The sequence below is a fragment of the Pseudomonas sp. LBUM1661 genome, from assembly GCF_059695925.1.
This window is the reverse complement of the sequence record NZ_CP166794.1, coordinates 1,223,893-1,239,247: the sequence shown is the minus strand read 5'-3', so window position 1 is coordinate 1,239,247 and position 15,355 is coordinate 1,223,893. Positions and strand designations below refer to the sequence as shown.

The 15,355-nt window shown below is 59.9% G+C and carries 10 protein-coding genes and 1 pseudogene; 8 read left to right on the top strand and 3 right to left on the bottom strand.

Annotated elements, in window-relative coordinates; all coding sequences use genetic code 11:
- Positions 1-210: 210 nt before the first annotated feature.
- The 6 genes and pseudogenes from ACA057_RS05545 (at position 211) to ACA057_RS05520 (ending at position 8,603) form a co-directional block, all read left to right on the top strand.
- On the top strand, positions 211-2,517 hold the full coding sequence (locus ACA057_RS05545) for an EAL domain-containing protein (protein WP_497346570.1): 2,307 nt from the start codon (positions 211-213) through the stop codon (positions 2,515-2,517).
- Positions 2,514-4,388 (top strand): putative bifunctional diguanylate cyclase/phosphodiesterase, encoded by a 1,875-nt coding sequence (locus ACA057_RS05540; protein ID WP_497346568.1) that lies wholly within the window; start codon positions 2,514-2,516, stop codon positions 4,386-4,388. Before ACA057_RS05545 ends, ACA057_RS05540 begins: the two co-directional genes overlap by 4 nt.
- A 44-nt stretch (positions 4,389-4,432) precedes the next feature.
- Positions 4,433-5,392 (top strand): cytochrome-c peroxidase, encoded by a 960-nt coding sequence (locus tag ACA057_RS05535; RefSeq protein ID WP_497346566.1) that lies wholly within the window; start codon positions 4,433-4,435, stop codon positions 5,390-5,392.
- Positions 5,389-7,200, top strand: a complete 1,812-nt coding sequence (locus ACA057_RS05530) for a DAHL domain-containing sensor histidine kinase (protein WP_497346564.1) — start codon at positions 5,389-5,391, stop codon at positions 7,198-7,200. The genes ACA057_RS05535 and ACA057_RS05530 overlap by 4 nt, the downstream gene beginning before the upstream one ends.
- A gap of 590 nt (positions 7,201-7,790) precedes the next feature.
- Positions 7,791-7,874 (top strand): annotated as a pseudogene (locus ACA057_RS05525) (hypothetical protein); the annotation flags it as partial.
- A gap of 60 nt (positions 7,875-7,934) precedes the next feature.
- Positions 7,935-8,603 (top strand): ATP-binding protein, encoded by a 669-nt coding sequence (locus tag ACA057_RS05520; RefSeq protein WP_497349812.1) that lies wholly within the window; start codon positions 7,935-7,937, stop codon positions 8,601-8,603.
- A 124-nt stretch (positions 8,604-8,727) separates the two neighbouring features.
- On the opposite strand, the gene ACA057_RS05515 is transcribed toward ACA057_RS05520, so the two are convergent.
- Both ACA057_RS05515 and ACA057_RS05510 read right to left on the bottom strand, forming a co-directional pair.
- Positions 8,728-10,053 carry an APC family permease gene (locus ACA057_RS05515; protein WP_497346562.1) on the bottom strand — a complete coding sequence of 442 codons (1,326 nt, stop codon included), beginning with the start codon at positions 10,051-10,053 and terminating at the stop codon, positions 8,728-8,730.
- A gap of 242 nt (positions 10,054-10,295) precedes the next feature.
- Positions 10,296-11,117, bottom strand: a complete 822-nt coding sequence (locus tag ACA057_RS05510; protein WP_497346560.1) for a carbon-nitrogen hydrolase family protein — start codon at positions 11,115-11,117, stop codon at positions 10,296-10,298.
- A 123-nt stretch (positions 11,118-11,240) separates the two neighbouring features.
- Here ACA057_RS05510 and ACA057_RS05505 point away from each other — a divergent pair, with 123 nt between their 5' ends.
- Both ACA057_RS05505 and ACA057_RS05500 read left to right on the top strand, forming a co-directional pair.
- Positions 11,241-12,041 carry a helix-turn-helix transcriptional regulator gene (locus ACA057_RS05505; protein WP_497346558.1) on the top strand — a complete coding sequence of 267 codons (801 nt, stop codon included), beginning with the start codon at positions 11,241-11,243 and terminating at the stop codon, positions 12,039-12,041.
- Positions 12,042-12,201: 160 nt separating this feature from the next.
- Positions 12,202-13,821 (top strand): FMN-binding glutamate synthase family protein, encoded by a 1,620-nt coding sequence (locus tag ACA057_RS05500; RefSeq protein ID WP_497346556.1) that lies wholly within the window; start codon positions 12,202-12,204, stop codon positions 13,819-13,821.
- 25 nt (positions 13,822-13,846) lie between these two features.
- Here ACA057_RS05500 and ACA057_RS05495 read toward each other — a convergent pair whose 3' ends face one another.
- The gene (locus ACA057_RS05495) at positions 13,847-15,355 is read right to left on the bottom strand and encodes a glucosyltransferase domain-containing protein (RefSeq protein WP_497346554.1); all 1,509 of its coding nucleotides are present in this window, start codon (positions 15,353-15,355) and stop codon (positions 13,847-13,849) included.

Sequence of the window (15,355 nt, the reverse complement as noted above, 5' to 3'; positions counted from 1 at the left end):
GGCAAACATCCCCTATTGCTGGAGCCTGAACTACAGGCTAGATGATTTTCAGGCGGTCCCGGGAATTCATTCGCCTCATTCGGATGAGCGAAGTGCCAGTCAGAGGACTATGCTCTGATCACTCGGATCCATAATCTGTACGTTCGGCCAGGTGATCAGGGAAAGGATGCCCCCTATGAGCACACCGCACCAAACCGCTGGTCGCCGCGTATGTCGATGAATACGCTGCTGGCGCGGACCAACCGTCGGATTCTCATCGTCGACGACACCGCCTCTATTCATGAGGATTTCTTCAAGATCCTTAGCCCGCCATCGATCGATGACGCCAGGCTGACCAGTGCCGAAAACGCCCTGTTCGGCACCCCGGCGGCGATATCGCTGCAAAGTTTCGTGCTCGACTCGGCGTTCCAGGGCCTCGAAGCCCTGGATAAGGTCGAGACGGCGCTGGCCAACGACTTGCCCTACGCAATGGCCTTCATCGACATGCGCATGCCACCGGGCTGGGACGGGCTGGAAACCATCGCGCGGCTATGGCAGGTCGATCCCAAACTGCAAGTGGCGCTCTGCACCGCCTATTCCGACTATTCCTGGGAAGACATCGATGAGCGCCTGGAGCTGGGTGATCGCCTGCTGATTCTGAAAAAACCCTTCGATGCCATCGAAATTCGTCAAATGGCCAGTTCATTGACCGCCAAATGGCAAATGACCGAAGACGCGGCGCTGAAGATGTCGCTGCTCGAACAAGCCGTCGAGGAGCGCACCCGGGAGCTGTCCGACGCCAACATCATTGTGCAAAACAGTCCGACCATTCTGTATCGGCTGCGGGGCGAACCGTCGTTCCCGCTGATGTACATCTCCCACAACATCACCAAGTACGGGCACATCGCCGCAAACCTGGTGGCATCGGCCAACTGGTCTCAAGAGCTGGTCCATCCCGACGACCAAGTGAAAGTCGACACCGCCATGGCCCGGGTGCTGGACCGCCATGCGGCGGGGGCGTCCATCGAGTTTCGCATGCGCACCGGCGCCGGTGCCTGGCGCTGGGTGGAAAACCGCTATATCCCGGTGCGCGATGACGAAGGCCGTTTGCTCGAAGTCGAAGGCATCATTATCGACATTACCGAGCGCAAGGTGGCCGAAGAGAAAATCGCCCTGCTGGCGCGCACCGACGGGCTCACCGGGCTGGCCAACCGCGCGACGCTGATCGAACGGCTGCACCAGGCCTTCGCCGCTGCACGTCGAGGGGCGACACCGTTCGCGATCTTTTATCTGGACCTGGATCACTTCAAACGGATCAACGACACCCTCGGGCATCCGGTGGGCGATCTGTTGCTGCAAGAAGTCGCCCGGCGGATGAAATCCTGCGTGCGCGAAAACGATGTCGTCGCCCGCCTCGGCGGTGACGAATTCGCGATACTGCAACTGGACGTCAGCGACCCGACCCACTCCGCGGCCCTCGCCGCCAAGGTCCGCGATGCGCTGGTGCTGCCCTACGCCCTGGGCGGCAACGACGTGCGGGTTTCGGTCAGCATCGGCATCAGCAGTTACAGCGCGGCCTGCACCAGCGCCGACGGGCTGCTGACCCAGGCCGACATGGCGCTTTACCGTTCCAAGGAGAAGGGCCGCAACCAGTACCACTTCCACTCCGAGGAGATCAATCAGGAGGTGGTCGAGCGCATGGCCATCGCCAGTGATTTACGCGAAGCCATTGAACACAACGAACTCGAACTGCATTACTGGCCGGAAGTCGACCTGAGCAGCGGCAAGATCCTCGGCATGGAAGCGCAGGTCACCTGGAACCACCCCGAGCGCGGTCTGCTCGACGCCGCGGCGTTCCTGCCCGCCGCCGAGAAGACCGGCACCATCGTTGCCCTCGGTCACTGGGTGCTGGATCGCGCCTGCCAACAGATGCGCCAGTGGCGCGACGAAGGCATGGCGCCGCCGGTGATTGCGATCAAGTTGTCGCTGGCCCAACTCAAGAGTGGTCCCGAACTGATCTATGACGTGCTGCGCACCACCGCACGCTGGGAACTGTGCCCGTGGGACCTGCGTTTCGACGTCACCGAGGCGACGCTGGCCCAGACCAAATGGACCCACAACGATGTGCTGCCACGCCTGCGTGAGCTGGGGGTGAAGATCGCCATCGACGACTTCGGCACTGAATATTCTTCGTTCGACTACCTCAAGACCTACCAGGTCAATCACCTGAAACTCGCCCAGGCCTTCATCGACACCGCCGCTCGCGACCCGGCCAGCGCCAACACATTGCGCGCGATTATTAATTTCGCTCGGGAAGTAGGGATCGGAATCATCGCCGAAGGTGTCGAAACCCAGGAACAGCGCAGTTCGCTGATGGCCACCGGCTCGCCGATGAACGCCCAGGGTTACTTCTTCAGCAAAGCCGTCAGCAGCCAGCAGGCCGCCGAGCTGTTGAAGGCCGGGAGCATCGTGCCCGCCCACCGCGACATCGGGCCGATTCTGGACAACCCGCCACGCTCCACGGAGGACAAGGAATGAAAACGCCTTTCGTGCGGACCAATCGGCGCATTCTGATCGTGGACGACACGCCTTCGATCCATCAGGACTTTCGCAAGATCCTCAGCCCTGAAACCGAGGATGAACAGAGCCTGGCCGGCGCTGAAGAAGCCTTGTTCGGCACAATGCAGCTTGACCGGCTGACGTTCCAGCTCGATTCGGCCTATCAGGGCCAGGAAGCCCTCGAACTGGTCACGCAGGCGCTGGCCGAAGGTCGCCCCTACGCCCTGGTGTTCACCGACATGCGCATGCCTCCGGGCTGGGATGGCCTGGAAACCATCGAACAACTGTGGAAGGCCGACCCGCACCTGCAAATCGCGCTGTGCACGGCCTATTCCGATTACACCTGGGAAGCCATGGCCGAACGGCTGGAGTTCGGCGACCAGTTGCTGGTGCTGAAAAAACCCTTCGACAGCCTGGAAATCCGCCAGATGGCCAGTGCCCTGACCTGGAAATGGCAGATGGCCCAGGACGCGGCGATGAAGCTGCTCAGCCTGGAGCAGACCATCGAGGCGCGGGTCCACGAACTGCTCAAAGTCTCGCACCTGTTGCAGTACGACGTGTTGACCGAATTGCCCAACAGCACCTTGCTCGGTGACCGTTTGAACCAGTCCCTGGCCTTGTCTCGACGCCATGACAAGCAATTGGCGGTGATGTTTCTGGGCCTCGATCGCTTCAAGCGCATCAACAATGCCTTGGGGCATCCGGCCGGTGACGAGATGCTCAAACAGGTCGGGCGCAATCTGGTGGCGACGGTGCGTGAGTCCGATTCGGTGTTTCGCTACGGCTCTGACGAATTCGTGGTGATCCTCGGCGACATCCGCCACCCCCAACAGACCAAGGGCATCGCCGAAAAACTCTTGCACGCCATTCGCGCGCCCCAGCACATCGCCGGGCATGACCTGAGCGTGACCGCCAGCCTGGGCATCAGTATTTATCCCGACGACGGCTTCGATGCCATCGCGCTGATCAAAAAAGCCGAAACCGCGATGCGCAACGTCAAGGAAAGCGGCCCGAACGATTTCAGTTTTTTCATCGACGAAATGAACCAGCGCGCCCGGGATCAGCAAAGCATCGAGACCGGCATCCGTTTGGGCCTTGAGCGCAACGAGTTTGTCCTGCATTACCAACCCAAACTGGACTTGGGCAGCGGCCAGGTGGTCGGTGCCGAGGCCTTGATTCGCTGGCAAAAGCCAGGGCAAGGTCTGGTCTACCCGTCGGAGTTCATCAGTGTCGCCGAAGACAGCGGCCTGATCGTGCCGCTGAGCAAATGGGTGCTGGCCGAAGCCTGTCGACAAGCCTGCGCCTGGCAGGCTGCCGGGCTGCCGAAGATTTGCATGTCGGTGAACATGTCGGCGATCGATTTCCGCCAGCGCGACTTTGTCGATGGCATCGAACAGACACTGGCAAAAACCGGCCTGGAACCGGCGTTGCTGGAACTGGAAATCACCGAAGGCGTGTTGATGCAGAACATCGACACCACCGTAAACGCCCTGACCCGCCTCAAGGAAATGGGGGTGCGCCTGGCCATCGATGACTTCGGTACCGGTTATTCCAGCCTGAGTTACCTGCGGCGTTTTCCCATCGATGTGCTGAAAATCGACCAGTCGTTCATTCGCGGCTTGAGCAACGACAGCAATGACGCCGCCCTGGTCAGCGCGATCATCAGCCTGGGCCGCAGCCTCAACCTGACCATCATCGCCGAAGGGGTGGAAACCCTCGAACAACTGGATTTCCTCAAGTCCCATCAATGTGAAGAGGGCCAGGGTTATTACTTCAGCAAAGCCGTGGAGCCGGACGTCTTCGTGCAGTATCTGAGGTCCGTAAAACTTCCTCCCTGCGCAGTCAAGTGAACGATGCGAAACGACACACCGGCCATTCGCCAAGGAATCATAAGATGTCGTCCTCCTTCCACCGCCTGCTCATGGCGCCGCTACTCGGACTCTGCCTGAACGCCAGCGGCGCACCACTGGATGAACCGCTCAAACCGCTTCCGGCGGTGCCACAGCAGAACCCGTTGCGGGTCGAACTCGGTCGCCAGTTGTTCAACGAACCCCGCTTGTCGGTCAACGGCAGTCTATCTTGCGCCAGTTGCCATCGCCTGGAAAACGGCGGCGCCGACGACAAGGACTTTTCCATTGGTTTCGCCGGCCTTCCGGTGGCGGTCAATACTCCCAGCGTGTTCAACGCCAGCCTGAACTTCCGGCAATTCTGGAACGGCCGGGCCGGCACCCTGGAAACCCAGATCCATGAAGTGGTGCAAAGCCCCAGCGAAATGGGCAGCAACTGGGAGCACGTGGTGCAGACACTGACTGCCGATCCGGCTTACCAGGCGTCGTTCGGCAACGCCTACCCGGACGGCGTGACCATGAAAAATGTGCAAAACGCCCTGGCCAGCTACGAGCGCACATTGATCAGCGCCAATTCGCGCTTCGACCAATACCTGCAAGGCAACACCGACATTCTCAGCACCGAAGAGAAGTACGGCTACCAACGCTTCAAGGAGTACGGCTGCATTGCCTGCCATCAAGGCGTGAACATCGGCGGCAACATGTTCCAGAAGTTCGGGGTCCTGGGCGACTACTTCCAGACGCGGGGCAACCCGACCCAAACCGATCTGGGACGTTACCTGGTGACCCAGGATGAAGAGGATCGCAACGTGTTCAAGGTGCCGAGCCTGCGCAACGTCGCGGTCACCGCGCCGTATTTTCACGACGCCTCGGCGAAAACCCTGGAGGACGCGGTGGACGTGATGTTCAAGTTCCAGCTCGGGCGCATTCCCTCTGACGAGGACAAGACCCTGATCATCCAGTTCCTCAAGACCCTCACCGGTGAATGGGCAGGCAAACCCTTATGAAAACGTCCCGCCGCCGTAACCTGGTGCTACTCGGTTTCGTGACCATGCTGCTGGCTTCGACACTGCTGTTCCTGTACCTCAAATCGAACTCGAACCAGACGTCGACCTACGCCGAATCCCGGGACCTGATCGGGCGGATCAAACAGCTGAACGCGCAATGGGAAACCGAGATTCTCAAGGCCAGGATCGCCATCAGTCACAACTACGATCCCCTGGTCGCACCGCTGACCGAGATGACGCAACTGTGGGAACGGTTCGATACGATGGAGTCGAACCACGGCCGTAACGACACGCCCGTCTGGCGTGCCGGCCATGACGCCTACCTGAGCGCCATCCAGGAAAAGACTCGCCTGGTAGAGCAGTTCAAATCCCATAACGCGGTGCTGCGCAACTCGCTGGCATTCCTGCCGACCGCCGAAGACGACATTCAGGAACCATTGGCCCAACTGCAGGACGGCGACAAACTGCAACTGCAGAACATCGCCACGGACACCTATGACCTGGTGCTCAGCACCATGGAGTTTTCCATGGTCACCTCGGATGACAAGGCGGCTGAAATCCTGGTGGGTTTGAACAAACTGGGGGTGAACAAACTGCGTCTGCCGGAGCAGTTCCACAGTCCGCTCGATGTTCTGAGCAACCACATCAGTCTGATTATGCGTGAGCAACCGGTGGTCAACCGTTTACTGGAAAACATCGAAGCCATTCCCGTGGCCGAAGACCTGGACGACATCACCAGCCTGCTGAACGCCGACCAGCAGCGGGCCGATGTAGTCGACCAGCGCTATCACTTCTACATGCTGGTGTTTTCGGTGCTGCTGGTGCTGCTGTTGGTGTACCTGGCAGTTCACCTGATGCGCAGCTTCACCGAAATCAGTCGCGTCAACAAAGCCCTGAAAACCGCCAACGACGAGCTGGAGCTGCGGGTTGAAGAGCGTACCCGTGAACTCCGGGATACCCAGAGCGAACTGCTCGACACCGCGCGCCAGGCTGGCATGGCGGAGATCGCCACCAATGTGCTGCACAACGTCGGCAACGTGCTCAACAGCGTGAACATCTCGGCCGACCTGGTCAGCCGCAAAGTCCGCGCCAGCAAGGCGCAGGGCCTGGGCAAGGCGATGCAACTGATCAACCAGCATCAAGGCGACCTCGGGACCTTCCTGACTCAGGATGAGAAAGGCAAATTGCTGCCCGGCTACTTGAATCAACTGGTGGAGGCCATTGCCCTCGAACAACAGAGCATGACCGACGAGCTCGCCCAGCTCAGCAAAAGCGTCGACCACATCAAGGACATCGTCGCCACCCAGCAGTCCTACGCAGGTGCCAACAGCCTGATGGAACCGCTGCACATCAGTGAATTGCTTGAGGATGCGTTACGGATGAACTCCGGTGCCCTGACCCGGCACCACGTCAGGGTGGTCAAGGATTACAGCGACGTACCACAGGTGATGGGCGACAAGCACCGATTGCTGTTGATCCTGATCAACCTGATCAGCAACGCCAAATACGCGATGTCCGAGCTCAGCGATCGCCCACGGCAAATGACCCTCGGGGTAAAAATCGTCGAAGACACGACCCTGCAAGTCAGCGTCAAGGATGACGGCGAAGGCATTGCCGAGGAAAACATGACGCGGATCTTTGCCCATGGTTTTACCACGCGCAAAGAGGGTCACGGCTTCGGCCTGCACAGCTGCGCCCTGGCCGCCATCGAGATGAACGGCCACCTTACCGCCCATAGCGACGGCCCCGGCAAGGGCGCGTTGTTCACCTTGCAGATCCCGCTGAAAACCGTCACGGAGGACGCATGAACGCGCCGTCCAACCGACGCATTCTGCTGATCGACGACACGCCGTCCATCCATGTGGATTTCCGCAAGATTCTCACACCGACGCCGGTGCCGACGGTCGAACTGGACGAGATGGAAGCCGCGCTGTTCGGCAGTGAGGTGAAGTCCACCAGCCTCCTGTTCGAACTGGATTCGGCGTACGGCGGACAAGAGGGCTTGGGCAAACTCAAATGGGCTTTGCAGGAGCATCGGCCCTACGCCCTGGCTTTCGTTGACATGCGCATGCCCGAGGGCTGGGACGGCGCGCAGACCATCGAACACTTGTGGCAGGCAGACCCGCGCCTGCAAGTGGTGGTGTGCACCGCCTATTCCGACTATTCCTGGGATGAACTGCTCGACCGTCTGCAGGCCCACGACCGCCTGCTGATTCTGAAAAAGCCGTTCGACAACATTGAAGTGCAGCAGATGGCCAACACCTTGCTTACCAAATGGGACATGACCGAACGGGCCAGTGTGCAGATGGATGATTTAGGGCAGATGGTCGAACGCCGAACCCGGCAGCTCACCGAAACCAGCGTTGAGTTGCAGCGGGAAATCGACGAGCGCAAACAGCTTGAATCGCAATTGGTGCAATCGGAAAAACTCGCCTCATTAGGGCAACTGGCGGCCGGCGTCGCCCATGAAATCAACAACCCGATTGGCTTCATTTCCTCCAACCTCGGTTCCCTCGATGGCTACTTCAAGCAATTGCAGGAAATGCTCGACGCGTACCGGGACGCGGAAGAAGCGATCGGTTCCACTGAGCTTGTCGAGCGTTTGCAACGGCTGCGCGATAAGGTCGAACTGGAGTTCCTGCGCGAAGACATTCCACTGCTGATCAAGGAATCCAAGGACGGCATCAGCCGGGTCGGGCAGATCGTCAAGGACCTGAAGGACTTCTCCCGCGCGGACTCCAGCCAGGAGTGGCAGTGGGCGAATGTGCAGCAAGGCATCGAATCGACCCTGAACATCGTCGCCAACGAACTGAAGTACAAGGCCGATGTGGTGAAAGATTATCAGCCGCTGCCCGAGATTGAATGCCTGCCATCGCAAATCAATCAGGTGATCATGAACCTGATCGTCAACGCCTCCCAAGCCATTGGCCCGGAGCGCGGCACCCTGACCTTGCGCACCGGGCTTGAGGGGGAAACGGTGTGGATCGAAGTCGCCGACACCGGCGCCGGCATTACCCCGGAGCACCTGAAGAAAATCTTCGATCCATTCTTCACCACCAAACCGGTGGGCCAGGGGACAGGGCTCGGGTTGTCCCTGTCCTATGGCATCGTGAAGAAACACCGGGGGGATATTTCGGTGCGCAGTGAAGTGGGTGTGGGCACAACCTTCAGGGTCCAGTTGCCCGTGCACCAAACAAAACCCGCCGCCTGAACACAGTCCAAATGTGGGAGCGGGCTTGCTCGCGAAGGGGCCGTGTCAGTCACTTAGGAGGTCAACTGGCACACCGCCTTCGCGAGCAAGCCCGCTCCCACAAGGTTCTTCACGGGTCAGCCGATCAAGTGGCTTCCTGGAAATCCATTTCCGGTGGCTGGCGACGGAAACCGCCGGTCAGCACCGCCAGGTACACCACGCCAATCGCCAGCCAACTCAGGCCCAGGTAAATCGCCAGGTGATCGAGGCTGACCATCAACCACAAGTCCGCTGCCAGGCCAATGAAGGGGAACAGCAGGAACAGCACGAACTCGCGCAGGCCTTTCTTCTCGCCGCCGATCCAGTAATGAAAGATCACCGACAAATTCACCAGGCTGAACGCGAGGAACGCGCCGAAGTTGATGAACGAGGTCGACGTCGTCACGTCCAGTTTCAGCGCCAGCAAAGCCACTACGGCGCACAGCAGGATGCTGTTGACCGGCGTGCCAAAGCGTTCGTGCAAGCTGCCAAAAAAAGATTTTGGCAGGACACCGTCGCGCCCCATGGCGAACAGCAACCGCGAACCGCTGGCCTGCGCCGACAGGCCCGAGGCGAACTGGCCGACGATCAGGCCGATCAGGAAGATCGTCACGAACAGGTCGCCACCGATGTTGCGGGCGATTTCATAAGCCGCCGAATCGACGCTGTCGAACTGGAACGACGGGTGGGCGATCTGCACGAAGTAGGACACGCTGACGAAGATCAGCCCGCCGATCAACGTAATCAGCATGATCGCCCGTGGGATGGTGCGACGTGGGTCGCGGGTTTCTTCGGTCAGGGTGCTGACCGCGTCGAAACCTAGGAACGAGTAACAGGCGATGGCCGCGCCGCTCATGATCAACGGCATCTGCATGTCGCCATTAAAGAACGGTTTGATCGACCACAACGGCGTGCTCGCATCGCCGCCGACGTAGTGCACGCACAGCGCGACGAACGCGATCAGCACCAGGAACTGCACCAGCATCAGCAGCGCGTTGATGCCGTTGGCCAGCTTCAGGCCGATGATGTTGATCGCGCTGGTGATGCCGATGAACGCCAGCACCCAGATCCACTGCGGCACGGCCGGGAACGCGGAGTTGAGGTAGGCGGCACCGATCAGCCAAATCGCCATGGGCAGGAACAGGTAATCGAGCAACACCGCCCAGCCGGCGATGAAACCGAGTTTCGGGCTGATCGCCTTGCGCACATAGCTGTAGGCCGAGCCAGCTACCGGGAACGCCGCGGCCATGCGGCCGTAGCTCATGGCGGTGAAGAACATCGCCACCAGCGCCGCGAGGTAAGCGGCCGGGACCATGCCGGCGGTGGATTGAGCGAGGATGCCAAAGGTGCCGAGCACAATGATCGGTGTCATGTAGGCGATGCCGAACAGCACCACCGAACCCAATGACAGGGTGCGTTGCAAACGAGCCATGAGCGACTACTCCGAATTTATTAGATTTATGGCAGAGCCGAGTTCGGCGCAAATTACGGGTGTTGCGTTGTTTGTTGTTCTGGGTTCAACGGTCAAAAAGGTGTGTCGTGTGTCAGGGCCTCTTCGCGGGCAAGCCCGCTCCCACAGGATGTGTGTTGTTCACAAAATCTGAATCCATTGAAGATCACTGTGGGAGCGGGCTTGCCCGCGATGGCGTCAGCCCGATCGACACAGAATCCGGATCAGCCTTTGGGAATCAGCAGCTCGCGCAATCCCGACGCATGTTCGACTAACTCACCGGGCAACTTCAGCCGCTGATCATCCAGGTACCGATAATCCTGCCGCGCCGCCGTCAGCTGCTTCAGGTCCAGCTCCACCGCAAACTGCCCTTCCTCCCGCCCGGCCTCGAACAACAGCGTGCCCAGCGGATCCACCAGCGCACTGCCGCCGGCGAACAGCAATCCGCCATCGCCCTCTTCCACCCGGTTGACCATCAGCGCAAACGCCTGGTTTTCCTGGGCGCGGGCCATGATCGCGGTGCGGTGGGTCGGGCCGTACGGGTCCATGTTGCCGTTGGTGACGATCAGCAATTCGGCGCCCAACTGCGCCAGGGCGCGGGCGGTTTCCGGGAATTCGATGTCGTAGCAAATCAGCAGGCCCACGCGCACCCCGTTCCACAGGCAGGTGGCGTAACGATCGCCCGGCTCGTACACGCCGCGATCCGAGGCCCACAGGTGAGTCTTGCGGTAGCGCAGGGCAATGCCTTCGGGCGTGATCAGCAGCGTGGTGTTGAAGAAGCGGCCGTTATCGTTCTCGGCCGTACCGATGACCACCGCAATGTTGCGTTCACGGGCGGCGGCGACAATCGCGCTGACGGTCGGGCCGTTCAGGGGTTCAGCGATCGCAGCCACTGTGTCGGCCGAAGGAAAGCCCATCAAGTGGCTTTCCGGAAACATGATCAGCTGCGTATCGGCGGCGCAGGCAGCAATCGCCGCCAGGGCACGTTCGAGGTTGTAAGCCGTGTCATTGTCACGACCTGCCAATTGGGCGAGTTCGACCTTCATGGGTATTCCTTGTTATGGCCCGGGTCCAGAAAGATTGCCCGGTCGGTGTCTGTGCGCCAGTATGCGCAGCAAGCAACCGGCCAGGGAATTACGCGGCTGGGGTAACCCGATAGGGGTAGAGGCATGACACTCTCGTTAGACGACATCGCCTGGCACCGCTCGGTCGGGCAACTGATCGATGCGCTGGACAAGCCGAATTTCTGGACGCAACTGGTCCGGTTGCTGGACCAGTACGTGACCTTCGACAGCTGGGTGGCGCTGCTTTTCAGCGCCGATCAGCACCCGCAGGTGTTCGCCGAATGTCCCGGAGCGGACGGCAGCCCCGATCAGTTGTTCCAGGATTACCTGCGCGGCTTGTACCTGCTTGATCCGTTCTACATCGCCTGCCGCGAGCAATCGCGCACCGGGCTGTATCGCCTGTCGGAGGTCGCGCCGGAGCATTTCGAGCTGACCGAGTATTACCAACGCTACTTTCGTCTGAATGTGGTGGCCGACGAAATCCAGTTCAATTGCCAGCTCGAAGGCGATCGCACGCTGTGCCTGTCACTGGGCAGCAAGCAGCGCTTCAGCGGCCAGCAGATTGCCTTGCTGTCGCTGATCCAGCCCTGGGTGCTTGGCCTGTTACGCCAGCGCCTGCCTTACGAAATCAACGAAGTCGTGGCTCTCGCACCGGCGCCGATCCAGGGCGACTGGCGGGTTCAGCTCGAAGCCTCGGTGCAACAACTCAAAGGCGCGCAATTGACCGCCCGGGAGCTGGACGTCGGGCGGTTGATGCTCAGCGGTTGCTCCAGTAAGGAAATCGCTCGCAAGCTGGAAATCTCAGTTGAAACCGTGAAAGTCCATAAGAAACACATGTACAGCAAGCTGGGGATCAAATCCCAGTCCGAGCTGTTTTCCATCTTTCTCCAGGCCCAAAATGCCTGATACAGCGCTGAGCCGCTTTTATGTGGGAGCGGGCTTGCTCGCGAAGAGGCCATCACATTCAACATTGATGTCGGCTGACACACCGCCTTCGCGGGCAAGCCCACTCCCACAGTGGTTTGTGTGTAGCCAAAATTATTGAGTCCGAACCCAAGGAACCCGTATGAGCCTGTCACTCCTGAGCCGCTACGCCTTCTTTGCCGTCTGTGTGATGTTCACCCTCGCCAGCCTGCCCTTCCTCGAACACGACTGGCTCTGGCCAATCACCGCCGTGACGGGCGTCCTCAGCCTGCTGGGCCTGTTCGACCTGCTGCAAAGCCCTCACGCCGTGCGGCGTAATTACCCGATCCTCGGCAACATTCGCTACCTGGTCGAAGGCATCCGCCCGGAAATCCGCCAGTACCTGCTCGAATCCGACAGCGACGCCCTGCCCTTCTCCCGCGCCCAACGTTCGCTGGTCTATTCCCGGGCCAAGAACGAAAGCGCCGACAAACCTTTCGGCACGTTAATCGACGTGTATCAGTCAGGTTTCGAATTCATCGGCCACTCCATGCGCCCGGCGCCATTGAGCGACCCAAGCAGTTTCCGCGTGACGGTCGGCGGCCCGCAGTGCACTCAGCCGTACTCGGCGTCGGTGTTCAACATTTCGGCCATGAGTTTTGGCTCGCTCAGCGCCAACGCCATTCGCGCGTTGAACCAGGGCGCCAAACTCGGCAATTTCGCCCACGACACGGGTGAAGGCAGCATCAGCGCCTATCACCGGGAAAACGGCGGCGACCTGACCTGGGAACTCGGCAGCGGCTACTTCGGTTGCCGCACCGCCGACGGCCGCTTCGACCCGGAACGCTTCGCCGCCCAGGCGCAAACGCCACAAGTGCGGATGATCGAAATCAAGATGAGCCAGGGCGCGAAACCGGGCCACGGCGGCATCCTGCCCAAGCACAAGGTCACCAAGGAAATCGCCGAAACCCGCGGCATTCTGATGGGCGAAGACTGCATCTCGCCGTCGCGGCACAGCGCGTTTTCCACGCCGATCGAGCTGATGCATTTCATCCAGCAACTGCGTGAACTGTCCGGCGGCAAACCGGTGGGTTTCAAGTTTTGCCTCGGTCACCCATGGGAATTCATGGGCATCGCCAAGGCCATGCTGGAAACCGGGATCCTCCCGGACTTCATCGTGGTCGACGGCAAGGAAGGCGGCACCGGCGCCGCCCCCGTGGAGTTCACCGACCACATCGGCGTACCGATGCGCGAAGGCTTGTTGTTCGTGCACAACACGCTGTTCGGCCTGAACCTGCGGGACAAGATCAAGCTCGGTGCCAGCGGCAAGATCGTCAGTGCTTTCGACATCGCCAGCGTCCTGGCCATCGGCGCCGATTGGGCCAACTCGGCGCGCGGCTTCATGTTCGCCATCGGCTGCATCCAGTCGCAAAGCTGCCACACCAATAAATGCCCGACTGGCGTTGCCACCCAGGACACCCTGCGCCAACGCGCGCTGGTGGTGCCGGACAAGGCCCAGCGCGTGTTCAACTTCCACCGCAACACGCTCAAGGCTCTGGCCGAAATGCTCGCCGCTGCCGGCCTCGATCATCCGTCGCAGTTGTCGGCCAAACATTTGGTAAGACGCATGTCGGCCACCGAGATCAAACTGTTCTCGCAGCTGCACGTGTTTTTGAAACCGGGGGAATTGCTCACCGGTGAAGTAAACGGCGAGTTTTATTCGCGGATGTGGCAGATGGCGCGGGCGGACAGTTTCGAGCCGAATGAATTGGCAGCGGCCTGACCCTGACGGCTCCTTTCATCGCGCGTCACCAGCGCAGCGTCTTGATCGGGGCCGGTTCTTTGATGACGATAAAACCGTAATCGCCCAGCAGGAAAATCCGGTAGTACGGGTTTTCCAGCAGCGGTGGATAACCCCGATACCCCACTCTGGTCGCGTTACGTCGTTCCTTCTCCGCGACCACGTTGGTGATGCCCACTTTTGGCAAGCTCTCGGCCAGGATGAAAAAGTCGATGTTGAGCAAATAGTGCAACACCGGCATCTGCTTGAACGACCCCGCCGCCCCCACCAACCAGTGATCGGAATAGGTCACTGACAGGTAAATACGCTTTGCCTCACGCAGCTCTCGATGGGACGCAATGTCGTATTCAAGGTTCAGCAGCGCACTGGACGCGAAGGTTTTCTGCAGCGTCAACACCCGGCCATAGGCATACGACAACGACAGCATCGCCAGCAGTGGAATCAGCAACAACAGCGGCAGCCGCTCGTGGATGCGTGCCAGCGCCAAGTGACTCAAATAGAACAACAGCACCAACAGGACCGCGAAGCCCATCAGCGTCCTGGCGCCTTCATTGAAATCCCGAAAAATCAGCGCGACACCCGACACCAGCAAAATCACCGCCGGCAAGGTCAGTAAACACAGCAGACCGATCAGGCATTTCCTCAGCCCGGTGTCCTGACGCTCCAGCACATTCAGGCCAAGGCGCACGGCGCCGGCAATGGCACACAACAATAGCGCCGCAAACACCCAGGCAAATCCACCATGAAACAGCAGCACGACTTTTTCCAACACCCTGGCGATGTTGGTTTGAATTTGCAGCAGCGGCGCCGCCGTCCAGTTCAACAGCAACGTGCGATTGTGCGCCATGAACGGGTAGGCACTGGCGGCGTAGATCAGCCAGGCCAGAACCGTCTGGGCGATTTTCCAGCCGATCACGTCGCGCCATTGCGACCAGGGCAATCGCTCATTCGCGCCCCTGAGCAGCTCCAGGCAACACAAGCCCAAAAACACGTTGAAGCTCACCTGATAGAGACCCAGCGCCAGCGCAATCAGGAAGGACGGCACCAGCCATTGAAGAATGCGTGATGGATGCCGAAACGTCATCGCATAGATCACCGCCACCACACTCAAGGCCATCGCGGCGCCGTCGTACTGGTAGGACAGGTTTTGCAGGAAGAACGGGTTGTACCAAAGCGGCAACACCACCAGACAGCAAGACACGGTCGGTTGCCGAAAATAATGAAACGTCAGACTGGTCAATGCCGAGGCTATGGCCAGCGTGGCGATCAACAGCGGTAATGGAAAGATGTTCGGAGCGCCAGCGCTGAAGGTGAGCAGGTTGTAGAACAGTTCGGTGAACAACCGCCCCTGCTCCGCCCAGGCCATACCGGCCGAGAGCGAGCGCCAATTGTCATCGATATAGGGATAGTCCGCGAGGATCAGCGGCAGGACGTACACCAGGGTCGCGAACAGAAAAAACAGCCAGACCTGCCGGCGTCCGAGTTCTTTGCTGAGAAAGTCGCTGAACCGGCCCAT

What these genes read in the sequence shown, in the direction of transcription:
- ACA057_RS05520 (WP_497349812.1), top strand. Translation starts at nt 7,935, where the DNA reads ATGCTCGACGCGTACCGGGACGCGGAAGAAGCGATCGGTTCCACTGAG.
- ACA057_RS05540 (WP_497346568.1), top strand. Translation starts at nt 2,514, where the DNA reads ATGAAAACGCCTTTCGTGCGGACCAATCGGCGCATTCTGATCGTGGAC.
- ACA057_RS05515 (WP_497346562.1), bottom strand. Translation starts at nt 10,053, where the DNA reads ATGGCTCGTTTGCAACGCACCCTGTCATTGGGTTCGGTGGTGCTGTTC.
- ACA057_RS05545 (WP_497346570.1), top strand. Translation starts at nt 211, where the DNA reads ATGTCGATGAATACGCTGCTGGCGCGGACCAACCGTCGGATTCTCATC.
- ACA057_RS05505 (WP_497346558.1), top strand. Translation starts at nt 11,241, where the DNA reads ATGACACTCTCGTTAGACGACATCGCCTGGCACCGCTCGGTCGGGCAA.
- ACA057_RS05500 (WP_497346556.1), top strand. Translation starts at nt 12,202, where the DNA reads ATGAGCCTGTCACTCCTGAGCCGCTACGCCTTCTTTGCCGTCTGTGTG.
- ACA057_RS05510 (WP_497346560.1), bottom strand. Translation starts at nt 11,117, where the DNA reads ATGAAGGTCGAACTCGCCCAATTGGCAGGTCGTGACAATGACACGGCT.
- ACA057_RS05530 (WP_497346564.1), top strand. Translation starts at nt 5,389, where the DNA reads ATGAAAACGTCCCGCCGCCGTAACCTGGTGCTACTCGGTTTCGTGACC.
- ACA057_RS05535 (WP_497346566.1), top strand. Translation starts at nt 4,433, where the DNA reads ATGTCGTCCTCCTTCCACCGCCTGCTCATGGCGCCGCTACTCGGACTC.
- ACA057_RS05495 (WP_497346554.1), bottom strand. Translation starts at nt 15,355, where the DNA reads ATGGGCCGGTTCAGCGACTTTCTCAGCAAAGAACTCGGACGCCGGCAG.